The sequence below is a fragment of the Pseudomonas sp. CVAP#3 genome (genome assembly GCF_018986375.1).
Taxonomy (GTDB): Bacteria; Pseudomonadota; Gammaproteobacteria; order Pseudomonadales; family Pseudomonadaceae; genus Aquipseudomonas; species Aquipseudomonas helvetica.
Map to the genome: position 1 here is coordinate 46,409 of NZ_JAHMSC010000023.1, position 21,293 is coordinate 67,701.

General features: G+C 59.6%; 19 protein-coding genes. 14 read left to right on the top strand and 5 right to left on the bottom strand.

All coding sequences use genetic code 11. The features are described 5' to 3' along the window. The first annotated feature begins 97 nt into the window (after positions 1 to 97). On the top strand, positions 98 to 277 hold the full coding sequence (locus KRR23_RS26285; RefSeq protein ID WP_019689567.1) for a PA1571 family protein: 180 nt from the start codon (positions 98 to 100) through the stop codon (positions 275 to 277). A gap of 156 nt (positions 278 to 433) precedes the next feature. Here the strand turns inward: KRR23_RS26285 and pdxB are convergent, their stop codons facing one another. Next, on the bottom strand, positions 434 to 1,576 hold the full coding sequence (pdxB, locus tag KRR23_RS26290; RefSeq protein ID WP_216744818.1) for a 4-phosphoerythronate dehydrogenase PdxB: 1,143 nt from the start codon (positions 1,574 to 1,576) through the stop codon (positions 434 to 436). 282 nt (positions 1,577 to 1,858) lie between these two features. Between pdxB and KRR23_RS26295 the strand changes: the two genes are divergently transcribed. Continuing rightward, positions 1,859 to 3,268 (top strand): MATE family efflux transporter, encoded by a 1,410-nt coding sequence (locus tag KRR23_RS26295; protein ID WP_216744819.1) that lies wholly within the window; start codon positions 1,859 to 1,861, stop codon positions 3,266 to 3,268. 49 nt (positions 3,269 to 3,317) lie between these two features. Here KRR23_RS26295 and tusA read toward each other — a convergent pair whose 3' ends face one another. After that, positions 3,318 to 3,569 (bottom strand): sulfurtransferase TusA, encoded by a 252-nt coding sequence (tusA, locus tag KRR23_RS26300; protein WP_216744820.1) that lies wholly within the window; start codon positions 3,567 to 3,569, stop codon positions 3,318 to 3,320. 200 nt (positions 3,570 to 3,769) lie between these two features. Further along, positions 3,770 to 4,843, bottom strand: coding sequence for a 23S rRNA (cytidine(2498)-2'-O)-methyltransferase RlmM (rlmM, locus tag KRR23_RS26305; RefSeq protein ID WP_216744821.1), 1,074 nt, complete (start codon positions 4,841 to 4,843; stop codon positions 3,770 to 3,772). Between the two features lie 222 nt (positions 4,844 to 5,065). Here rlmM and acnA point away from each other — a divergent pair, with 222 nt between their 5' ends. The 3 genes from acnA to KRR23_RS26320 all read left to right on the top strand — a co-directional run bounded on the left by acnA (position 5,066) and on the right by KRR23_RS26320 (position 10,398). Continuing rightward, complete coding sequence (gene acnA / locus KRR23_RS26310) at positions 5,066 to 7,816, top strand: aconitate hydratase AcnA (protein ID WP_216744822.1); 2,751 nt, start codon at positions 5,066 to 5,068, stop codon at positions 7,814 to 7,816. 124 nt (positions 7,817 to 7,940) lie between these two features. Next, on the top strand, positions 7,941 to 8,732 hold the full coding sequence (locus KRR23_RS26315; RefSeq protein ID WP_216744823.1) for a CPBP family intramembrane glutamic endopeptidase: 792 nt from the start codon (positions 7,941 to 7,943) through the stop codon (positions 8,730 to 8,732). Between the two features lie 100 nt (positions 8,733 to 8,832). Beyond that, positions 8,833 to 10,398: a PAS domain-containing methyl-accepting chemotaxis protein gene (locus tag KRR23_RS26320; protein WP_103315342.1), complete on the top strand. Its 1,566-nt coding sequence runs from the start codon at positions 8,833 to 8,835 to the stop codon at positions 10,396 to 10,398. Positions 10,399 to 10,605: 207 nt separating this feature from the next. On the opposite strand, the gene KRR23_RS26325 is transcribed toward KRR23_RS26320, so the two are convergent. Continuing rightward, positions 10,606 to 11,298, bottom strand: a complete 693-nt coding sequence (locus KRR23_RS26325) for an alpha/beta family hydrolase (RefSeq protein WP_253912265.1) — start codon at positions 11,296 to 11,298, stop codon at positions 10,606 to 10,608. Positions 11,299 to 11,396: 98 nt separating this feature from the next. Between KRR23_RS26325 and ccoN (KRR23_RS26330) the strand changes: the two genes are divergently transcribed. The 8 genes from ccoN (KRR23_RS26330) (at position 11,397) to ccoP (KRR23_RS26365) (ending at position 18,314) form a co-directional block, all read left to right on the top strand. Continuing rightward, positions 11,397 to 12,821, top strand: a complete 1,425-nt coding sequence (gene ccoN, locus KRR23_RS26330) for a cytochrome-c oxidase, cbb3-type subunit I (RefSeq protein ID WP_216744824.1) — start codon at positions 11,397 to 11,399, stop codon at positions 12,819 to 12,821. A 10-nt stretch (positions 12,822 to 12,831) separates the two neighbouring features. After that, positions 12,832 to 13,440: a cytochrome-c oxidase, cbb3-type subunit II gene (ccoO, locus tag KRR23_RS26335; RefSeq protein ID WP_216744825.1), complete on the top strand. Its 609-nt coding sequence runs from the start codon at positions 12,832 to 12,834 to the stop codon at positions 13,438 to 13,440. An 18-nt stretch (positions 13,441 to 13,458) separates the two neighbouring features. Then, positions 13,459 to 13,665 carry a CcoQ/FixQ family Cbb3-type cytochrome c oxidase assembly chaperone gene (locus tag KRR23_RS26340; protein ID WP_216744842.1) on the top strand — a complete coding sequence of 69 codons (207 nt, stop codon included), beginning with the start codon at positions 13,459 to 13,461 and terminating at the stop codon, positions 13,663 to 13,665. After that, complete coding sequence (gene ccoP / locus KRR23_RS26345) at positions 13,662 to 14,615, top strand: cytochrome-c oxidase, cbb3-type subunit III (protein ID WP_216744826.1); 954 nt, start codon at positions 13,662 to 13,664, stop codon at positions 14,613 to 14,615. The genes KRR23_RS26340 and ccoP (KRR23_RS26345) overlap by 4 nt, the downstream gene beginning before the upstream one ends. A 483-nt stretch (positions 14,616 to 15,098) precedes the next feature. Further along, positions 15,099 to 16,541, top strand: coding sequence for a cytochrome-c oxidase, cbb3-type subunit I (gene ccoN, locus KRR23_RS26350; RefSeq protein ID WP_054593208.1), 1,443 nt, complete (start codon positions 15,099 to 15,101; stop codon positions 16,539 to 16,541). Then, positions 16,541 to 17,149, top strand: coding sequence for a cytochrome-c oxidase, cbb3-type subunit II (gene ccoO / locus KRR23_RS26355; RefSeq protein ID WP_054593209.1), 609 nt, complete (start codon positions 16,541 to 16,543; stop codon positions 17,147 to 17,149). The genes ccoN (KRR23_RS26350) and ccoO (KRR23_RS26355) overlap by 1 nt, the downstream gene beginning before the upstream one ends. Before the next feature lie 5 nt (positions 17,150 to 17,154). Then, positions 17,155 to 17,340: a CcoQ/FixQ family Cbb3-type cytochrome c oxidase assembly chaperone gene (locus tag KRR23_RS26360; RefSeq protein WP_003175465.1), complete on the top strand. Its 186-nt coding sequence runs from the start codon at positions 17,155 to 17,157 to the stop codon at positions 17,338 to 17,340. Continuing rightward, on the top strand, positions 17,337 to 18,314 hold the full coding sequence (gene ccoP / locus KRR23_RS26365) for a cytochrome-c oxidase, cbb3-type subunit III (RefSeq protein ID WP_216744827.1): 978 nt from the start codon (positions 17,337 to 17,339) through the stop codon (positions 18,312 to 18,314). Before KRR23_RS26360 ends, ccoP (KRR23_RS26365) begins: the two co-directional genes overlap by 4 nt. A gap of 78 nt (positions 18,315 to 18,392) precedes the next feature. Here the strand turns inward: ccoP (KRR23_RS26365) and KRR23_RS26370 are convergent, their stop codons facing one another. Then, positions 18,393 to 19,403, bottom strand: a complete 1,011-nt coding sequence (locus KRR23_RS26370; RefSeq protein ID WP_216744828.1) for a metallophosphoesterase — start codon at positions 19,401 to 19,403, stop codon at positions 18,393 to 18,395. A gap of 473 nt (positions 19,404 to 19,876) precedes the next feature. On the opposite strand from KRR23_RS26370, the gene ccoG reads away from it, so the two are divergent. Continuing rightward, positions 19,877 to 21,292 carry a cytochrome c oxidase accessory protein CcoG gene (gene ccoG, locus KRR23_RS26375; RefSeq protein ID WP_216744829.1) on the top strand — a complete coding sequence of 472 codons (1,416 nt, stop codon included), beginning with the start codon at positions 19,877 to 19,879 and terminating at the stop codon, positions 21,290 to 21,292. Position 21,293 lies beyond the last annotated feature (1 nt).

The following is a 21,293-nucleotide window of genomic DNA, read 5'->3' on the forward strand; positions in this document are numbered from 1 at the left end:
GGACTGGTACTGCCGCCTTGCCCCCTGTAGGGAGTTGTCACAGCTTGGTCATTTGGTGGTTCTACAGTAAACGTACAACCTGATGAGGAGACAGGCCATGTCCTTGCAAAACAGCAGCGATGACAAGATTCAAGTGATCCGCACCCGGCCAGACCAGTCTCTGGGGTGCTCCATCATTGACGCTCAAGGGCGCGAAGTACCGATCACTGAAGATATGATCCAGAGTGCGTGCCGCGAACTGGAACAACGGTTGGTCAAGCCTGCCAAGCAAGATTGATACATAGCCTTACGTCTTCCGACCCGGCTCTGATAGCCGGGTTTTTTATTGCTTATTTTTGGGGGCGCTGCGCGCCCCATCGCGGGTAAGCCTTGCTCCTACAGTTCGCGGTGATCTGTAGGAGCAAGGCCTGCCCGCGATGAGGTCGACTCGGTCCTAGACAGCCATTGCCCCCAACGCCGCCACCATTTGCCGCAATGCCGGCGACTCGCCCTCAATGCGTACCTTCAGCCCGTCAATCTCACGCCGTTCAGGGTAATGCTTGCGCAGCAAGTCAAACGCCGTGCGCTGTTCGGCACCACTGACCACCAGGCTACGGCGAAAATCCGCGTCATCACGACGCGGGTCGTACACGCCACGGCAGACCATCGCCAAGGCCCAGGCCGGATCACAACTGGCATTCAAGTGGACTTGCGCCAGCCACGGTGCCGGCAACAATTCATCAAGGGAGACCTGGGCCGGCTGCCCGAGGAACTGGCAAAACGCCTGATAGATCTGCGCGGTCCCGCGCTGCTTGCCATCGAGGCTGTAACCGGCGATATGCGGGGTGGCGATCACACACAACTCGGCCAAGCCGATATCGACGCTCGGCTCGCCTTCCCACACGTCCAGCACCGCTTGCAGGTCTTCGCGCGCGAGCAACACTTCACGCAACGCAGTGTTGTCCACCACCGGACCTCGGCTGGCATTGATCAGCCAGGCGCCAGGCTTGAGCTGGTTCAAGCGGTTTTGGTCAAACAGGTGCCAGGTCGAATGCTCGGCGTTGTTGCTCAACGGGGTGTGCAAACTGATAACGTCGCATTGCCCGATGATCTGCTCCAGGCTAACGAATTCGCCGCCTTCGGCCGCCTGACGCGGCGGATCGCAGACCAGCACTTTCCAGCCCAGACCTTGCAGGACCTTGACCAGCCGACCACCGACTTCACCGGCACCAACCACCCCGTAAGTACGTTCGGCCAGCTCGACGCCTTCGATTTCGGCCAGGGTCAGCAGGCTGCCCAACACGTAGTCGACCACGCCTCGGGCATTGCAACCCGGGGCGCTGGACCAAGTGATGCCAGCCTGCTGAAAGTAGTCCAGATCCAGGTGATCCGTACCAATGGTGCAGGTGCCGACAAACCGCACGTTGCTGCCTTCGAGCAAGTCGCGGTCGACGTTGGTCACCGACCGCACCAGTAGCACATCGGCAGCCTCGACCGTGGCACGGTCGATGGAGCGTCCCGGTACGCGGCGTATTTCACCGAAACCTTCAAAGAACGCATCGAGCAGAGGGATATTTTCGTCGGCAACAATCAGCATGGCAGGCTCCTTTGGCGGATCGGCAGTGTAGGCGTAGATGAAGGTGATGAGCCAGCAGGCAATGCACTACTTGTGGCGAGGGAGCTTGCTCCCGCTGGACTGCGTAGCAGTCCCATTTTTAGGGCCGCTTCGCGCCCCAGCGGGAGCAAGCTCCCTCGCCACAGGGATGTCGAAACGTCCGGCAACCGATTACAAATCCCTAACACAGGATTTTTCCTGACTGCGGCGTCAACGCGTAGAATGCGCCGCCCCACGCATCAATCCCCTCTGGACGCTTCGCCTGTGAATTCCGTGACTGACCGCCTCGCTGCTACTGCCCTCAACCGCCCGGCCCGGGTTCGCCTGGAGCTTAAAAGCCTGCTTGGCCTGGCGCTGCCGATCATGATCGCGCAACTGGCAGCCACCTCCATGGGTTTCGTCGATGCAGTGATGGCGGGCAGAGTCAGCCCACGGGATTTGGCGGCGGTCGCACTGGGTAATTCGATCTGGATTCCGATCTACTTGCTGATGACCGGGGTTCTGCTGGCCACCACTCCCAAGATCGCCCAACGCTTCGGCGCAAAGCGGCACGACGAGATCGCGCCTCTGGCACGCCAGGCCTTGTGGCTGGCACTCTGTGTCGGACTGACAGGCAGTGGCCTGCTGCTTAGCGCCGAGCCAATCCTGCACTGGATGAAAGTCGACCCACAGTTGATTGAGCCGAGCATGGGCTACTTGCACGGTATCGCCTTCGGTTTTCCCGGCATTGCCTTCTACTACGTACTGCGCTGCTACAGCGATGCAATGGGCCGTACCCGTCCAAGCATGGTCATTGGCCTGGGTGGTTTATTGCTCAATATTCCAGTGAACTACGCGCTGATCTATGGCCATTTCGGCCTGCCGGCCCTCGGCGGCGTCGGTTGCGGCTGGGCCAGCGGCATCGTCATGTGGTTCATTGCGCTGAGCATGGCCGGCTGGACCCGCTGGGCGCCCTTCTATGCCCCCACGCGTGTGCTGGTGCGTTTCGATCGTCCGCAGTGGGCGGTGATCAAACGTCTGGTAGGCATCGGCCTGCCGATCGGTATCGCGGTATTTGCCGAGTCCAGCATCTTTGCGATCATCGCCCTGCTGATCGGCAGCCTCGGATCGACCGTCGTGGCCGGGCACCAGATCGCCCTGAACATCAGCTCTCTGCTGTTCATGATTCCTTATTCCCTGGGGATGGCGGTCACCGTACGGGTGGGTCAGGCACTGGGGGCCGGGGACCCGTATCAGGCGAGCTTCGCGGCGAAGGTCGGCCTGGGCGCGGCGCTGGTGTTTGCCGCCTTCTCGGCGAGCCTGATTCTGCTTCTGCGCGAACCCATCGCCTCGATCTATACCGCCGACAAGACCGTCATCCAGATCGCCTCGATGCTGATCGTCTATGCCGCGCTGTACCAGTTTTCCGATGCTATCCAGGTGATCTGCGCCGGCGCCCTGCGCGGTTACCAGGACACCCGAGCGACCATGATCCTGACGTTGTTCGCCTATTGGGGGATCGGCCTGCCGGTGGGATACGTGTTGGGTTTGACCGACTGGTTCGGCCCGGCCAGCGGCCCGAGCGGGCTGTGGGAAGGTCTGATTGCAGGCCTGAGCTGCGCGGCGCTGATGCTGTCGATCCGCCTGACGCGCAGTGCGCGCAAGCGAATCCGCATCAGTCGGGCAGCGAGTTAAGCGACGGTAAAAAGAAGGCCTGCAAACGCAGGCCTTTTTTTCGGGTCCGTTAATCGGACTTCTTGCGAATCCAGTACAGATAGGTCCCGGCATCTTCCTGTTGTCCCACCAGTTCATGGTCCAGAAACACGCAGAACTTGGGAATGTCGCGACGGGTCGACGGGTCGGTGGCGATCACCTTGAGCAGACCGCCAGGCACCAGGTCACGAATATGCTGGTGCAGCATCATCACCGGCTCCGGGCAATTGAGGCCGGTGGCGTCGAGGGTGCCGTCTACCGGCGTATTGATCATTTCGCTCATGATTCACTCCTGAAACTGGCCGGCATTGTCGCGCAATGTCGGGTGTGTGGCGAGGGGGCTTGCCCCCGTTGGGTCGCGAAGCGGCCCAGAAACCTGTAACCACACTTCTTCAAATGCACCGCGTCAGCCGGTTTACGACTGCTTCGCAGCCGAGCGGGGGCAAGCCCCCTCACCACAAATGCCGACGCACACACCATGAATCAGCGGGTTTTCGGTTTCTTTACGTCATGCCGGCGCAAATGGCAGGTCACTTCTTCGCGGTCGTGGTACAGCTGTTTGCAGCCGATATCGACCCGAATGCCACGCGCCTTGAAGCCTTCTGCAATGCGCTCAAGCAAGCGCTTCACTTCGGCATAACGTTGCTTCATCGGCAGCTTCAGGTTGACCACCGCCTCGCGGCAATGCCCCTCGCCGATCCACTCTTCCAGCATCGCCGCGTTGCGCGCCGGCTTCTCGACGATGTCGCAGACCATCCAGTCCACCGGTTGCTTGGGCTTGAAGGTAAAACCGTCGGCCATCAAGTGCTGAACCAGCCCGGTGTCCATCAGGCTTTCAGCCATCGGACCGTTATCGATAGCCGTCACCAACATGCCGCGATTGACCAGTTGCCAGGTCCAGCCGCCCGGCGCGGCGCCAAGGTCGACGCCGGTCATGTCGCTGTGCAGACGCTCGTCCCACTGATCACGCGGGATAAAGTGGTGCCACGCCTCTTCCAGCTTCAGGGTCGAACGGCTGGGCGCTTCACGCGGGAACTTCAGGCGCGGAATACCCATCGGCCACATCGCCGAGTTATTCGCCTCGGCCAGGCCGACGAACACTTCACGGCCACTTTTGAAGGTCAGCAGCAAACGCGGCTTGTTGGGGTCTTCCACCAGTTTGCCAGCGCCGGTCAGCGCCTTGCGCAGCGGGCCTTCGAATTTCTTGCAGAAGTTCGACAGCTCTTTGCCATCGTTGGTATCAACCACTTCCAGCCACAGACTGCCGCACGTCGGGAAGCTCGCCAGATGGGCGAGGATCACGCTGATGCGGTCGGTTTCCGGCAGATCAATGAAGATCCCGCGAGCCCATTGACGCGGAAAGATCAGCTCGGCGAAACGCTGGCCGCGCATCAGGCGCTCGGCGCCATCTTCTTCGGTGCAGACAAACTCGGCGCAGGCGCTGGCGGCTTTGGCCTTGGCATAACCGGCCACGTTCAACCGTGCGGCGTGTTCGGAAATCTCGGAACAGACTTCGCCTTCGAAGCCTGGCCGGCAATGCATAAAGAGGGTGTTCATTCTTACTCCTGGGCAGATGGCGAGACATTCAACCACTGCGCGATGCCCAGACTTGCGTTGAAGCAAAGCCTGTCACGAAAACCGGCGCATGATAGCGGAGTTCGGAACCTTGGACTTGTCTATAGAGTCCAGTTATTAGCCTTAAGCCCCAAACAGGACTAGGTTAAGAGCTCTGTCTGTCCCGCCAGTCCGTAGCCGTGCGGACCAAAAGGAGTCATTTCAATGCCGTCCCTCGATAGCCTGAAAACCCTTAAAACGCTGCAAATAGACGACAAGACCTACCATTATTTCAGCCTGCCGGAAGCCGCCAAGTCCTTGGGCGATCTCGACAAGCTGCCGATGTCGCTCAAAGTGCTTCTGGAAAACCTGCTGCGCTGGGAGGACGAAAAAACCGTCACCGGCGCCGACCTCAAGGCCCTCGCCGCCTGGCTCAAAGAGCGGCGCAGCGACCGGGAAATCCAGTATCGCCCCGCGCGCGTGTTGATGCAGGATTTCACCGGTGTGCCGGCGGTGGTCGACCTCGCGGCCATGCGCGCCGCCATGGCCAAGGCCGGTGGCGATCCGCAGCGAATCAATCCGCTGTCGCCGGTGGACCTGGTGATCGACCACTCGGTGATGGTCGACAAATTCGCCAGCAGCACCGCCTTCACTCAGAACGTCGACATCGAAATGCAGCGTAATGGCGAGCGTTACGCCTTTCTGCGCTGGGGCCAGAGCGCCTTCGACAACTTCAGCGTGGTACCGCCGGGCACCGGCATCTGTCACCAGGTCAACCTGGAATACCTTGGCCGCACCGTGTGGACCAAGGATGAGGACGGCCGCACCTACGCCTTCCCGGATACGCTGGTCGGCACCGACTCCCACACCACCATGATCAACGGTCTCGGCGTACTCGGCTGGGGCGTGGGCGGCATCGAAGCGGAAGCGGCGATGCTCGGCCAACCGGTGTCGATGCTGATTCCGGAAGTGATCGGTTTCAAACTCACCGGCAAACTCAAGGAAGGCATTACCGCCACCGACCTGGTGTTGACCGTCACCCAGATGCTGCGCAAGAAAGGTGTGGTCGGAAAGTTCGTTGAGTTCTATGGCGACGGTCTCGCTGAGTTGCCACTGGCGGATCGCGCGACTATCGCCAACATGGCACCGGAATACGGCGCCACCTGCGGCTTTTTCCCGGTGGACGACGTGACGCTGGAGTACCTGCGCCTGTCCGGTCGCCCTGTCGCCGTGGTGAAACTGGTCGAGGCCTACTGCAAAGCCCAGGGCCTGTGGCGTCTGCCCGGTAAAGAACCGGTGTTCACTGACAGCCTGGCGCTGGACATGAGCAGCGTCGAAGCCAGCCTCGCTGGCCCCAAACGCCCGCAAGACCGGGTGTCGCTGCCAAATGTCGCCCAGGCGTTCACTGACTTCCTCGGCCTGCAAGTCAAACCCGCCCGCCCCACCAGCAAGGAAGAAGGCCGCCTCGAAAGCGAAGGTGGCGGTGGCGTCGCGGTCGGCAATGCCGATCTCGTGAGCGAAGCGGACTACGAGTACGAGGGCCAGACGTATCGACTGAAAAACGGAGCCGTGGTGATTGCCGCCATCACCTCGTGCACCAACACCTCCAACCCGAGCGTGATGATGGCTGCCGGGCTGGTGGCAAAAAAAGCCGTGGAAAAAGGCCTCAAACGCAAACCGTGGGTGAAAAGCTCCCTGGCACCTGGCTCCAAAGTGGTCACCGACTACTACAAGGCCGCCGGCCTGACCCAATACCTCGATGAATTGGGCTTTTCACTGGTCGGCTACGGCTGCACCACCTGTATCGGTAACTCCGGGCCGTTGCTGGAACCGATTGAAAAAGCCATACAGAGCGCCGACCTGGCCGTCGCCTCGGTACTGTCCGGCAACCGCAACTTCGAAGGTCGCGTGCATCCGCTGGTGAAAACCAACTGGCTGGCCTCCCCTCCGCTGGTCGTCGCTTATGCCTTGGCCGGCAGCGTGCGCATGGACATCAGCAGCGACTCGCTGGGCGATGGCAAGGATGGCAAGCCGGTGTACCTGCGGGACATCTGGCCGAGCAGCAAGGAAATCGCCGACGCCGTGGCGCAGGTCGACACCGCGATGTTCCACAAGGAATACGCCGAGGTGTTCGCCGGGGATGCGCAGTGGCAAGCCATCGAAGTCCCGAAAGCGGCGACGTACGTCTGGCAGAAGGACTCCACCTACATTCAGCACCCGCCGTTCTTCGATGACATTTCCGGCCCCCTGCCGGTGATTCAGGACATCAGCGGTGCACGCGTGCTGGCCCTGCTGGGCGATTCGGTGACCACCGACCACATCTCTCCCGCCGGCAACATCAAGGCCGACAGCCCGGCCGGGCGCTACCTGCGTGAACAAGGTGTGGAACCGCGAGACTTCAACTCCTACGGCTCACGTCGCGGTAACCATGAAGTGATGATGCGCGGCACCTTCGCCAACATCCGCATTCGCAACGAAATGCTCGGCGGCGAAGAAGGCGGCAATACGCTCTACATCCCGACCGGTGAAAAACTGCCGATCTACGATGCCGCCATGCGCTATCAAGCGACGGGCACTCCGCTGGTGGTGATCGCCGGCCAGGAATACGGCACCGGCTCAAGCCGTGACTGGGCGGCCAAGGGCACCAACCTGCTGGGCGTCAAAGCGGTGATCGCCGAGAGTTTCGAACGGATTCACCGTTCCAACCTGGTGGGCATGGGCGTACTGCCGCTGCAATTCAAGCTCGACCAGAACCGCAAGAGCCTGAACCTGACCGGCAAGGAGACACTCGACATTCAAGGGCTGACAGGCGTCGAGCTGACGCCGCGAATGAACCTGACGCTGGTGATCACCCGCGAGGACGGCAGCAGCGAGAAGGTGGATGTGTTGTGCCGGATCGACACGTTGAACGAAGTGGAATACTTCAAGGCGGGAGGGATTCTGCATTACGTGTTGCGGCAGTTAATTGCTTCATAATGTCGCACTGACAAAAACACCGTCTTCGGACGGTGTTTTTGTTTGAGTCGCGAACGTCCCTTTAATCGCACCGCTTCCTGTGGGAGCGAGGTAGCTCGCAGAATCTCAGACACAAGGATTTCACATGATTGCTCTGCCATGGCTCTATCTGGCACTCCTCTCCATCGGCTACGCACTGGCCCTGATCTACAGCCACCTCGGCTGGCTGGCGGCCATTTCCGTCGGGTTGTTAGCGTTTGCCGGCTTTGCCGTTCGCCAACCACAGATCCAGGTCGGCCGCGTCCTGGGTCACGGCCTGTTCGTTTTCCTGGCGGTGGCGCTGGCCATGCACTGGCTGCCCGGCTTCTACAACGGTCGCGGTATCGGCCCGGAACGCTTCAGCGCGGATGCCGTGCCGTTCTCCATGTACCTGAATCTGGACAAACCACTGATTGGCTTCTGGCTGTTGCTGGTGTGCCCGTGGATTGTCGGTCGCCGCTCCCTGCGCCTTTCACTGTATGCCACTGCCGCGGCACTGACCTTGAGCGTGCTGACTGCGCTTGGTGGCGCGCTGCTGCTGGACATGATCAGCTGGGCGCCGAAGTGGCCCGATCAAGCCTGGCTCTGGGTGCTGAACAACCTGCTGCTGGTGACGCTGGTCGAGGAGGCGCTGTTTCGCGGTTACATCCAGGGCGGTTTGAGTCGCTGTCTGAAGAACCTGCGCTACGGCGAACACCTCGCCCTGCTTGGCGCCACATTGTTGTTCGGTCTGGCGCACTTCGGCGCCGGCTGGCAATGGGTGTTGCTGGCGAGCCTTGCCGGGTTCGGTTATGGGCTGGCGTACCGTTTCGGTGGGCTGGGAGCCGCCATCGCCACGCACTTTGGTTTGAATCTGCTGCACTTTGGCCTCTTTACCTACCCGATGCTGGCGGGTTGAAGATCAAGGAATGTGCGCCAGCGCTGAATATTGAAAAATAATTTCAATTTATTCCTGGCGCTGCCGACACCCTGTCAAAGCCTTGCGGATTGAAAAAGCCATGCGTAATAACCAGCCCATTACACAACGCGAACGGACCTTCCCGGCTCAACAACGGTTGATTTCCACGACCGATGCCAAAGGCGTGATCACCTACTGCAACGATGCGTTCGTCGAAATCAGCGGGTTTTCTCGTGAAGAGCTGATCCGTGCACCGCACAACCTGGTCCGTCACCCCGACGTTCCGCCTGCAGTCTTCGCGCACATGTGGGGCACACTGAAACAAGGCTTGCCATGGATGGGCATTGTCAAGAATCGCTGCAAGACCGGTGACCACTACTGGGTTAACGCCTATGTCACACCGGTATTCGACGGCAATCAGGTGGTCGGTTACGAGTCGGTGCGGGTCAAGCCCAGCGCCGAACAGATCCGCCGCGCCGAAGCGCTCTACCAACGCATCAATCAGGGCAAGTCGGCGATTCCTCAAACAGACAAGTGGCTGCCGGTGCTACAGGACTGGTTGCCGTTCATTCTGGTCAGCCAGTTGAGCTTCATGATCGGCGCCACGCTCAACTCGCAGTGGGGTTTTGCGCTGGCCGCCGGGCTGTCCGTGCCGCTCGGCCTGCTGGGTTTAAGCTGGCAACAGCGTGGCCTCAAGCGCTTGCTGCGCCTGGCCGAGCAGACCACATCCGACCCGTTGATTGCGCAGATGTATACCGACAGCCGTGGCGCTCAAGCGCGCCTGGAAATGTCGATCCTCAGTCAGGAAGCCCGTCTGAAAACCTGCCTGACTCGCCTGCAAGACACCGCAGAACACCTGAACGAGCAAGCTCGACAGTCCGACACCCTGGCGCACAAAAGCTCGACCGGCCTGGAACGTCAGCGCGTCGAGACCGAGCAAGTGGCAACCGCCGTCAACCAGATGGCCGCCACCACCCAGGAAGTCGCCAGCCACGTGCAACGCACCGCTGACGCGACCCAGGAAGCCAATCGCCTGACCGGTCGTGGCCGTGATATTGCCGGTGAAACCCGTGACGCGATCCAGCGCCTGTCGGTGGTGGTCGGCGAAACCGGCCTGACCGTGACCCAACTGGCCAAGGACAGCGACGAAATCGGTGGCGTGGTCGACGTGATCAAAGGCATTGCCGACCAGACCAACCTGCTGGCCTTGAACGCGGCCATCGAAGCGGCTCGCGCCGGTGAGATGGGCCGCGGTTTTGCGGTGGTTGCCGACGAAGTAAGGCAACTGGCGCAACGCACCAGCGAGTCGACCGGGCAGATTCACACCCTGATCGCCAAGCTCCAGCAGACCGCCAGCACCGCGGTGCAAACCATGGAAGCGGGTCACCGTCAGGCTGAAGAAGGCGTGGCGCGGGTTCTGGAAGCCGATCAGGCTCTGGTGGGTATCAGCGAAGCGGTGGCCAACATCACCGACATGACCACCCAAATCGCTGCCGCGACCGAAGAGCAAAGTGCAGTAGCCGAAGAGATCAGCCGCAACATCAGCACCATCGCGCAACTGGCCGACCAGACCTCGGAACAGGCACAGAACTCGGCCTTGCTGAGCGAAGAGCTGACCCGTACGGCGAATACCCAGTATTCGTTGGTAGAGCGGTTTAACCGCTGATCGTTGCTGGGGGGAGTGATACTTGGACTGCGACCTCAAGATCCACCCCTCACCCCAGCCCTCCCGGAACGCCGGACCGCCCCAATGGGGAGAGGGGGAAAGGGAGCGGATCTCTGTCGCTTTCAAAGCCTGAGTTCAACTCGGAATCGCAGGTCGCAGTTTCTCCTACAAACAACGCGGTCAGTCCCCTCTCCCTCCGGGAGAGGGTTAGGGTGAGGGCTGGCCCTGAAGAAATGCAGCCACTTTTTGCGCCGCAGCCGCCAAATGCTGATCATGGCTAAAACCGGATGCCTTCAACGGCTTCAAATCATGATCAGCAGCCGTCAACCAAAACACCTCGATACTCGGCGACAACTCATACCCTTCAACCGCCGCACGATTCCCCAGCGCATCCCTCTCCCCCTGCACAATCAGCGTCGGAGTCTTGAGCCCGGCCAGATGTTCGACTCGCGGCTTCTCCGGTTTGCCCACCGCGTAAAACGGATACCCCAGACACACCAGCGCATCCGCGCCCAACTCATCGGCCAGCAAACTGGCCATGCGCCCGCCCATGGACTTGCCGCCAATGGCCAGACGCCCAGTGACATGGCGTCGCACCACGGCATACACATCACGCCAGCATTCGAGCAATTTGGGCGTCGGATTCGGTGGACGCTTGCCACCGTCGATGCGCCGTTGCGCCATGTACGGAAACTCGAAACGCAACACGTTGACGCCCTGCGCAGCAAGGCGTGCGGCGATGTCGCTCATCCAGTCACTGTCCATCGGTGCGCCAGCGCCATGGGCAAGAATCAGCGTCGCCGATGCCGGCACCGAGGCAGCGTTCCACAGCCATCCGCGATCCTGCACGCACTGCGCCCATTGATCCCCGTCAATACTGGCCTTGTGCTGTTTGTCCATGCTTGCCTCGCTTTTAATCTGCCTATAACTCCAGGCGAAGGGAGCGTCATCGCCTCGCGCGGACGCTTTCACTTCGGCTGAACCGTGGATGGGGAACCATGAACACTTCTTTAAGTACCGCCTATAACTACAAGGTGGTCCGCCAATTCGCCATTATGACGGTGGTGTGGGGCATCGTCGGCATGGGGCTCGGGGTTTTTCTCGCGGCTCAATTGGTCTGGCCTGAACTCAACTTCAATTTGCCCTGGACCAGCTTCGGCCGTTTGCGCCCGCTGCACACCAACGCGGTGATCTTCGCGTTCGGCGGCTGCGCCCTGTTCGCCGCCTCCTTCTATTCGGTGCAACGTACCTGCCAGACGCAGCTGTTCGCGCCGAAAATCGCCGCATTCTGCTTCTGGGGCTGGCAGTTGGTCATTGTCCTGGCCGCCATCAGCCTGCCGCTGGGCTACACCACTTCCAAGGAATACGCCGAGCTGGAATGGCCGATCGCCATTTTGATCGCCATCGTCTGGGTCGCCTATGGCATCGTGTTCTTCGGCACACTGATGAAGCGCAAGACCAAGCACATCTACGTCGGCAACTGGTTCTTCGGTGCGTTCATCATCACCGTGGCCATCCTGCATATCGTCAACCACGCCTCCCTGCCGGTGAGCTGGACCAAGTCCTACTCGGCCTACGGCGGTGCGACGGATGCCATGGTGCAGTGGTGGTACGGGCACAACGCGGTAGGTTTCTTCCTCACCGCCGGCTTCCTCGGGATGATGTATTACTTCGTGCCGAAACAGGCCGAACGCCCGGTGTACTCCTATCGCCTGTCGATCGTGCACTTCTGGGCACTGATCACCCTGTACATCTGGGCCGGCCCGCACCACTTGCACTACACCGCGCTGCCGGACTGGGCGCAGTCGCTGGGCATGGTGATGTCGCTGATCCTGCTGGCACCGAGCTGGGGCGGCATGATCAACGGCATGATGACCCTCTCGGGCGCCTGGCATAAGTTGCGTAGCGACCCGATCCTGCGCTTTTTAGTGGTGTCGCTGGCGTTCTACGGCATGTCGACCTTCGAAGGGCCGATGATGGCGATCAAAACGGTCAACGCCCTCTCCCACTACACCGACTGGACCATCGGCCACGTACATGCCGGCGCACTCGGCTGGGTGGCAATGATCTCGATCGGCGCGCTGTACCACATGATCCCGAAAGTCTTCGGCCGCACGCAGATGCACAGCCTCGGCCTGATCAACGCGCACTTCTGGCTCGCCACCATCGGCACCGTGCTCTACATCGCCTCGATGTGGGTCAACGGCATCGCCCAAGGCCTGATGTGGCGCGCGGTCAACGAAGACGGCACGCTGACCTACTCCTTCGTCGAAACCCTGGTGGCCAGCCACCCAGGCTACGTCGTGCGGCTGGTGGGCGGCGCGATCTTCTTCAGCGGCATGCTGCTGATGGCTTACAACACCTGGCGCACCGTGCGTGCCGCACAGCCAGCCGAAGTCGCCGCCGCGGCGCAGATGGCCTGAGGAGTCCGCCATGAAACACGAAACGATTGAGAAAAACGTCGGCCTGCTGTTGCTGCTGATGGTCTTCGCGGTGAGCATCGGCGGTCTGACCCAGATCGTCCCGCTGTTCTTCCAGGACGTCACCAACAAGCCGGTCGAAGGCATGAAGCCTTACACCGCGCTGCAGCTCGAAGGTCGCGACATCTACATCCGCGAAGGTTGCGTGCAATGCCACTCGCAGATGATTCGCCCGTTCCGCGCCGAGACCGAGCGCTACGGCCACTACTCGGTAGCCGGTGAAAGCGTTTGGGATCACCCGTTCCTGTGGGGCTCCAAGCGCACCGGCCCGGACCTGGCCCGGGTCGGCGGTCGCTACTCGGAAGACTGGCACCGGGCGCACTTGTACAACCCGCGCAACGTCGTGCCGGAGTCGAAGATGCCCGCCTACCCATGGCTGGTGGCCAACGCACTGGACAGCAGCCACACCGAAACCAAGTTGCGGGTCATGCGCACCCTCGGCGCTCCGTACAGCGACGAAGACATTGCCGGCAGCGTCGAAACGCTCAAGGGCAAGACCGAAATGGACGCGCTCGTCGCCTACCTGCAAGTGCTCGGCACTGCGATCAAGAGCAAGAGGTGAGCCATGCCCATGTCTTTTATAGAGAGCGAGATGAGTACTGGAATGATCCGCGGCCTGGGCACCGTCGTCGTCTTCGTAGCGTTTGTTGGACTGACGCTGTGGGTATTCAACGGTAAACGCAGCTCGGAATTCGCCGAAGCGCGCCTGCTGCCCTTTGCCGACGAACCGCAACCCGACGACACCCATAGCCAAGAAACAGCAACAACAAGGAGTACCCGGCCATGACCACCTTTTGGAGTACGTGGATCTGCGTACTGACCATTGGCAGCCTGATCGGCCTGACGTGGCTGCTGATCGGCACCCGCAAGGGCGAAACCAAGGGCAGCGTCGACCAGACCATGGGCCACAGCTTCGACGGCATCGAGGAGTACGACAATCCGCTGCCGCAGTGGTGGTTCATGCTGTTCGCCGGGACCCTGGTGTTTGCTGTCGGCTACCTGATCCTTTATCCGGGCCTGGGCAGCTGGAAAGGCGTACTGCCCGGCTACCAGGATGGCTGGACCCAGACCAAGGAATGGGACCGGGAGATGGCCAAGGCCGACGCCAAGTTCGGGCCGATCTTCGCAAAATTCGCGGCCATGCCCGTGGAAGAGGTCGCCAAGGATCCACAAGCGCTGAAAATGGGCGGGCGCCTGTTTGCCTCCAACTGCTCGGTCTGCCACGGCTCGGATGCCAAGGGCGCGTTTGGTTTCCCCAACCTCGCCGACAACATCTGGCGTTGGGGCGGCAGTGCCGAAACCATCAAGACCACGATCATGGGCGGACGCATGGCGGCCATGCCGGCCTGGGGTGAAGTATTGGGTGAGACCGGGGTGAAAAATGTCGCGGCGTATGTGCGTCACCAACTCGCCGGCCTGCCGCTGCCAGCCGACAGTGGTGCTGACCTGCAAGCCGGACAGCAAACGTTCAGCACCACTTGCGTAGCCTGTCACGGTGCAAACGGCCAGGGCACGGAACTGATGGGGGCGCCAAACCTGACGCAACCGGCAGGTTTCATCTACGGCACCAGCCTGACGCAACTGCAACAGACCATCCGCCATGGTCGCCAGGGTCAGATGCCGGCGCAGCACGAACTGCTCGGCAACGACAAGGTGCAACTGCTGGCCGCGTATGTGTACAGCTTGTCTCACAGCCCGAACGCCGAGCGTTTGCAGGCTGAAAGCAAAACCGAATAATTCTTCACTGCCCAACTGCTGCATTCACCCGAATGCGGCAGTTCCCTGCTCCTTTGCGACGCATTGTCGCACCCCTCAATTGGTCTGCCTTTCGGTTCGGTGGATTCGCGTCTACGCTTGCTTCGAAGCGGACTGGCAACAGCCGGTCAAAGGTCAACCGTACACGATGCGTTCGACGAATCTGTTCGATGACAGGCCGCAAAGGCTGGTAGATACCGGCTGTCGTGCAAATTGCCGTCTGTCACCTACCCGCCTCGTTTGAACACACCCAGTTACACCTGACCCGACCCCCTTGCCTTTTTGGTCCGCCAAGACATTTTGTCCATGGGCAATTTTGTCCCTACGCGGAGCATGGAAAGGCCGCAGAATCAGCTTTTGAAAGCATTGACGCGGGTCATGGCGCGTTGCAATGACCCCCCGCTTTCTCCATACTTGCGACCGATTTTTATCCCTAATAAAACACCTAAACCGTGGAACCTTAGAATGAGCACAGCAATCAGTCCGACTGCTTATAACTATAAGGTAGTCCGCCAGTTCGCCATCATGACGGTGGTCTGGGGGATCCTTGGCATGGGGCTCGGTGTCTTCATCGCCTCGCAACTGGTCTGGCCGGAGTTGAATTTCGGCCTGCCGTGGACGACGTTTGGACGCCTACGCCCGTTGCACACCAACCTGGTGATTTTCGCCTTCGGTGGTTGTGCACTGTTTGCCACTTCCTATTACGTCGTGCAGCGAACCTGCCAAACGCGACTGATTTCCGACAGCCTCGCTGCCTTCCACTTCTGGGGATGGCAGGCTGTAATCGTTGGCGCGATCGTTACCTTGCCGCTGGGTTACACCACCACCAAGGAATACGCGGAACTGGAATGGCCTCTGGCTATCCTGCTGGCTATCGTCTGGGTCACCTACGGTCTGGTGTTCTTCGGCACCATCGTCAAGCGCAAGACCAAGCACATCTATGTCGGTAACTGGTTCTACGGTGCCTTCATCGTCGTGACGGCGATGCTGCACATCGTCAACCACGCCTCCTTGCCGGTCAGTTTCTTCAAGTCCTACTCGGCGTACGCCGGTGCGACCGACGCCATGATCCAGTGGTGGTACGGCCACAACGCGGTAGGTTTCTTCCTGACCACCGGGTTCCTGGGGATGATGTACTACTTCGTGCCGAAACAGGCCGAGCGTCCGATCTACTCGTATCGCCTGTCGATCGTGCACTTCTGGGCACTGATCACCCTGTACATCTGGGCTGGCCCGCACCACCTGCACTACACCGCACTGCCGGATTGGGCTCAGTCGCTGGGCATGGCAATGTCGATCATCCTGCTGGCACCAAGCTGGGGCGGCATGATCAACGGCATGATGACCCTGTCGGGTGCCTGGCATAAGCTGCGGACCGACCCGATCCTGCGTTTCCTGGTCGTGTCCCTGGCGTTCTACGGCATGTCGACCTTCGAAGGCCCGATGATGGCCATCAAGACCGTCAACTCGCTGTCTCACTACACTGACTGGACCATCGGCCACGTACACGCCGGTGCCTTGGGCTGGGTAGCGATGATTTCGATCGGTGCGCTGTACCACATGATCCCGAAAATCTTCGGTCGTGCGCAGATGCACAGCATCGGCCTGATCAACACGCACTTCTGGCTCGCGACCATCGGCACCGTGCTCTACATCGCCTCGATGTGGGTCAACGGCATCACCCAGGGCCTGATGTGGCGTGCAATCAACGATGACGGCACCCTCACCTACTCCTTCGTTGAAGCCCTGCAAGCCAGCCACCCTGGTTTCATCGTTCGCGCCCTTGGCGGTGCGTTCTTTGCCAGCGGCATGCTGTTCATGGCGTACAACGTGTTCCGCACCGTACGCGCCTCGAATCCGGAAGATGCTGAAGCCGCCGCTCAGATCGCTGTCGTTGGAGCTCACTGATGAAGCATGAAGCAGTCGAGAAGAATATTGGCCTGCTGGCCTTCTTTATGGTCATCGCCGTCAGCATCGGCGGCCTGACCCAGATCGTCCCGTTGTTTTTTCAGGACGTGACCAACAAGCCGGTTGAAGGCATGAAGCCACGCCCGGCGCTGGAACTTGAAGGCCGTGACATTTTCATCGCCAACGGTTGTGTCGGCTGCCACTCGCAGATGATCCGTCCGTTCCGTGCTGAAACCGAACGTTATGGCCACTACTCGGTAGCCGGTGAAAGCGTCTGGGACCACCCGTTCCTGTGGGGCTCCAAGCGTACCGGTCCGGACCTGGCCCGCGTCGGCGGTCGTTACTCCGATGACTGGCAGCGTGCGCATTTGTACAACCCGCGCAACGTGGTGCCAGAGTCGAAAATGCCGGCTTACCCGTTCCTCGTGGAAAACAAGCTCGACGGCAAAGACACCGCGAAGAAAATGGAAGTCTTGCGCACCCTCGGCGTTCCTTACACCGACGAAGACATCGCCGGTGCAAAAGATGCCGTGAAGGGCAAAACCGAAATGGACGCGCTGGTGGCCTATCTGCAAGGCCTGGGCACCATCATCAAAAGCAAACGGTGATCTGGATGGATATCGGGATGATTCGTGGCCTGGGCACCGTTGTCGTGATGGTTGCCTTTATCGGTCTGGCACTGTGGGTGTTCAGCCCCAAGCGCAAATCGGAGTTTGAAGACGCGACCTTGCTGCCTTTCGCGGATGATCCCGAAGCCATCAAGCACGTCGAGCAAGCTTCTAGGAGTAACAAAGAATGACTACGTTCTGGAGTCTGTACGTCACAGTCCTCAGTCTGGGTACCATTTTCGCCCTGACCTGGCTGCTGCTGTCGACCCGCAAGGGCCAGCGCGCCGAGCAGACGGATGAGACGGTTGGCCACGCCTTCGACGGGATCGAGGAGTATGACAACCCGCTGCCGAAATGGTGGTTCATGCTGTTTGTCGGCACCATCATCTTCGCCCTCGGCTACCTGGTGCTGTACCCGGGCCTGGGCAACTGGAAAGGCCTGCTGCCGGGTTACGGCTACCTCGACAACGAGAAGCAGACCGCGTTCGCCAACGGCCAGTCCGGCTGGACCGGCGTTCACGAGTGGGAAAAGGAAATGGCCAAATCGGACGCCAAGTTCGGTCCGATCTTCGCCAAATTCGCAGCCATGCCAATTGAAGAAGTTGCCAAGGACCCACAAGCCCTGAAGATGGGTGGCCGCCTGTTCGCCTCCAACTGCTCGGTTTGCCACGGCTCCGACGCCAAAGGCGCTTACGGCTTCCCGAACCTGACCGACGAAGACTGGCGTTGGGGCGGCGAGCCACAAACCATCAAGACCACCATCATGGGCGGCCGTCACGCGATGATGCCGGCTTGGGGTGAAGTGATCGGCGAGCAAGGCGTCAGCGACGTTGCCGCGTTCGTGCTGACCAACCTCGATGGCCGCAAGCTGCCGGAAGGCGCCAAGGCCGATCTGGTTGCCGGCCAGAAGATTTTCGCTGCCAACTGCGTGGCTTGCCACGGTCCGGAAGGTAAAGGCACCCCAGCCATGGGCGCACCTAACCTGACCCACCCGGCCGCGTTCATCTACGGTTCGAGCTTTGCTCAACTGCAGCAGACCATCCGTTACGGCCGTCAGGGCCAGATGCCTGCGCAAGAACAGCTGCAAGGCAACGACAAGGTTCACCTGCTGGCCGCTTACGTCTACAGCCTGTCTCACGGTGAGAAAGCTGCTGACGCCGAGTAAGGCAAACGCGTGATCGCACTAAAAAACGGCCCCGCCAGTGATCTGGCGGGGCCGTTTTCATTTCCGTCATTCATTTGCCTACTTCAAGACTGGGATGACCTGATCGAGCTTTCGGCTTGGCCAGTTACTGTTGCGGACAAGGCTGACCGCCAGCGACTGCCGGTCAGCGGTAAAACTGGCAATCAGATAAGTTTGCTGGGAGGCAGAGCCACTTAGAAATACCGGCACTTCACCAAAGTACTGTGGCTTGCCCCAATCAAAGTAAGTCCCCGCGCCCCAGTGATCATGCCCACCAAAGACCGCCGTTACCTTGTATTTCTCGACCATCTGTTTGAATCTCGAAATCTGCTCGTCGTTGCCGTTCCACTGATAAACCTTGTGCATATTCAGAATAATGATTTTGCCCTCCTCTCTCGCCCTCTTTAAATCCCGCTCCAGCCAGTCAAGCGCAGGCGTAATTTCAAAGGCTGTTGGAGAAAGCGGAATACCGGAAGAGAAACTCACGGTATAGGTCGGCTCATTATTCAATTGAACCATGTGCACATCACCGACATTTTTCGAGTAAGCGAGGCTGCCATAAAAGATCGTCCCCACGCCCGAACTTCTTGCCGCCAGATCCATGGATTCGACTTTTCCCCAGTAGCGATCCTTGAGGTCGTTGACACTGCCAGCCGCACAGTTATTCAGGAAACAGTCGTCCACGTTATTGGCATAGTCATGATTACCCAGCCCGTAATCATATAGCCCCTCCAGTTTATTCTCGAAAACCGATTTCATGTATGAACGTTCACTACCATGACCAAAGGCTGTGACATCACCGTTAATCATCACCGGTATGCGGGATGCCCCGCCATTCAGCTTCCTGAAACTTGAAATATCGGAGTACTGCAACTCTATCAGCTCTTTTGAGCGAGCCTCCTTGTTGGAATCCGGAAGATTATCATCCGAGAGTTCAGTCCAGGGGTATTGCGAATCCGATACAAACACCATATGGCGCGGCGTCTCTGCCGACGAGGCGCCATAGACCACAGGGATAACCAACGCCAGTGCAAGACACACCAGCCACACACGCTCTTTATATAAAGTCATAGAAGTCCATTTCCATCGATATTTAACAGCCACTCCATAGCGGCAACTGCAAAATATATCGCCCATTGATAATTAACAAACTACCGACCTCTGCAGATCAACAGCGGATATTTCCAACATCCACTGACACTCGCACACTTCAAAACACTCACTAAAAAATGTTCTATATAGTCCAGCGCCAATGAATGTCAGACAGTGGAAGGAGGAGGATGAGGGAATCGGACTCGGTACGCCTCTTGCAGGCGCGCGGTAGTAACCCTGGGCGGACGGAGAGCTATACTCAACAAGTCAATTGATCTGCATCACGATTTGTTACATTTGCTACACCATCTACGAATTTCCACCAACGCGACCAAAGGTCGCACCCTTGAGCTAGAGCGACAGGCGTATCATTGCGCCACTGCAACACCCCTTTTTGACCGCGGTCGGCACGTACTGACCGAGGCATTTTTCCACTGCCGTGGGATGCAATGATGAGCAACCAGATTCCGGTACACGACGTCACCCCGCCTGCCAAGAACGCGAATAACAGCGTCGACCTCTACGCCTCTCGGGAAAAAATCTACACCCGCGCCTTCACCGGCCTGTTCCGCAATTTGCGGATGGCGGGCGGCGCCGCGTTGTTCCTGCTGTATTTCGGCACGGTCTGGCTCAATTGGGGCGGTCACCAGGCGGTCTGGTGGAACTTGCCGGAGCGCAAATTCTTCATCTTCGGTGCGACCTTCTGGCCGCAGGATTTCATTCTGCTGTCCGGCTTGTTGATCATCAGCGCCTTCGGTCTGTTCTTCATTACCGTGTACGCCGGGCGTGTCTGGTGCGGCTATACCTGCCCGCAGAGCGTCTGGACCTGGATTTTCATGTGGTGCGAGAAGGTCACCGAAGGCGACCGCAACCAGCGCATCAAGCTCGACAAGGCGCCAATGAGCGCCAACAAGTTCCTGCGCAAGTTCAGCAAACACTCGATGTGGCTGTTGATCGGTTTCGTCACCGGCATGACCTTTGTCGGCTACTTCTCACCGATTCGTGAACTGACCATCGACTTCTTCATGGGCCAGGCCGATGGCTGGTCGTATTTCTGGGTCGGCTTCTTCACCCTCGCCACTTACGGCAACGCCGGCTGGTTGCGCGAACAGGTGTGCATCTACATGTGCCCTTACGCACGCTTCCAGAGCGTGATGTTTGACAAGGACACGCTGATCGTCTCCTACGACCCGCGCCGCGGCGAAGCCCGTGGTCCGCGCAAAAAAGGCATCGACTACAAGGCTCAGGGCCTGGGCGACTGCATCGACTGCACCATGTGCGTTCAGGTGTGCCCGACCGGCATCGACATCCGTGACGGCTTGCAGATCGAATGCATTGGCTGTGCCGCCTGCATCGATGCCTGCGACAGCATCATGGACAAAATGGACTACCCGCGCGGCCTGATCAGCTACACCACCGAGCACAACCTGTCCGGGCAAAAAACCCATAAACTGCGTCCGCGGCTGATCGGCTACGCGCTGGTGTTGCTGGCCATGATCAGCTTGCTGATCACCGCGTTCTTCATGCGCTCGCTGGTCGGCTTCGATGTCAGCAAGGACCGTGTGCTGTATCGCGAAAACGCCGAAGGCCGGATCGAGAACGTCTACAGCCTCAAAGTCATGAACAAGGACCAGCGCGACCACACTTACGTGCTGGAAGCCTCAGGACTGCCGGATCTCAAGTTGCAAGGCAAGCGCGAGATCAAGGTGGCTGCTGGCGAAATCTTCAGCATGCCGGTCGAGCTGTCGAGTGCACCGGAACAACTGCCGTCGAGCACCAACGAGGTGAAATTCACCCTCAAGGATGCCGACGACAATAGCGTCCACGTTGAAGCCAAGAGCCGATTCATCGGCCCACAAATTCGTTGAG

Excerpts from the sequence above, each read along its gene's own strand:
- ccoN (WP_054593208.1), top strand. The coding sequence starts at position 15,099 with ATGAGCACAGCAATCAGTCCGACTGCTTATAACTATAAGGTAGTCCGC.
- tusA (WP_216744820.1), bottom strand. The coding sequence starts at position 3,569 with ATGAGCGAAATGATCAATACGCCGGTAGACGGCACCCTCGACGCCACC.
- KRR23_RS26360 (WP_003175465.1), top strand. The coding sequence starts at position 17,155 with ATGGATATCGGGATGATTCGTGGCCTGGGCACCGTTGTCGTGATGGTT.
- KRR23_RS26325 (WP_253912265.1), bottom strand. The coding sequence starts at position 11,298 with ATGGACAAACAGCACAAGGCCAGTATTGACGGGGATCAATGGGCGCAG.
- ccoP (WP_216744827.1), top strand. The coding sequence starts at position 17,337 with ATGACTACGTTCTGGAGTCTGTACGTCACAGTCCTCAGTCTGGGTACC.
- KRR23_RS26285 (WP_019689567.1), top strand. The coding sequence starts at position 98 with ATGTCCTTGCAAAACAGCAGCGATGACAAGATTCAAGTGATCCGCACC.
- pdxB (WP_216744818.1), bottom strand. The coding sequence starts at position 1,576 with ATGCTGATTGTTGCCGACGAAAATATCCCTCTGCTCGATGCGTTCTTT.
- ccoP (WP_216744826.1), top strand. The coding sequence starts at position 13,662 with ATGACCACCTTTTGGAGTACGTGGATCTGCGTACTGACCATTGGCAGC.
- KRR23_RS26370 (WP_216744828.1), bottom strand. The coding sequence starts at position 19,403 with ATGACTTTATATAAAGAGCGTGTGTGGCTGGTGTGTCTTGCACTGGCG.
- acnA (WP_216744822.1), top strand. The coding sequence starts at position 5,066 with ATGCCGTCCCTCGATAGCCTGAAAACCCTTAAAACGCTGCAAATAGAC.
- ccoN (WP_216744824.1), top strand. The coding sequence starts at position 11,397 with ATGAACACTTCTTTAAGTACCGCCTATAACTACAAGGTGGTCCGCCAA.
- KRR23_RS26320 (WP_103315342.1), top strand. The coding sequence starts at position 8,833 with ATGCGTAATAACCAGCCCATTACACAACGCGAACGGACCTTCCCGGCT.
- ccoO (WP_054593209.1), top strand. The coding sequence starts at position 16,541 with ATGAAGCATGAAGCAGTCGAGAAGAATATTGGCCTGCTGGCCTTCTTT.
- KRR23_RS26315 (WP_216744823.1), top strand. The coding sequence starts at position 7,941 with ATGATTGCTCTGCCATGGCTCTATCTGGCACTCCTCTCCATCGGCTAC.
- ccoO (WP_216744825.1), top strand. The coding sequence starts at position 12,832 with ATGAAACACGAAACGATTGAGAAAAACGTCGGCCTGCTGTTGCTGCTG.
- ccoG (WP_216744829.1), top strand. The coding sequence starts at position 19,877 with ATGAGCAACCAGATTCCGGTACACGACGTCACCCCGCCTGCCAAGAAC.
- rlmM (WP_216744821.1), bottom strand. The coding sequence starts at position 4,843 with ATGAACACCCTCTTTATGCATTGCCGGCCAGGCTTCGAAGGCGAAGTC.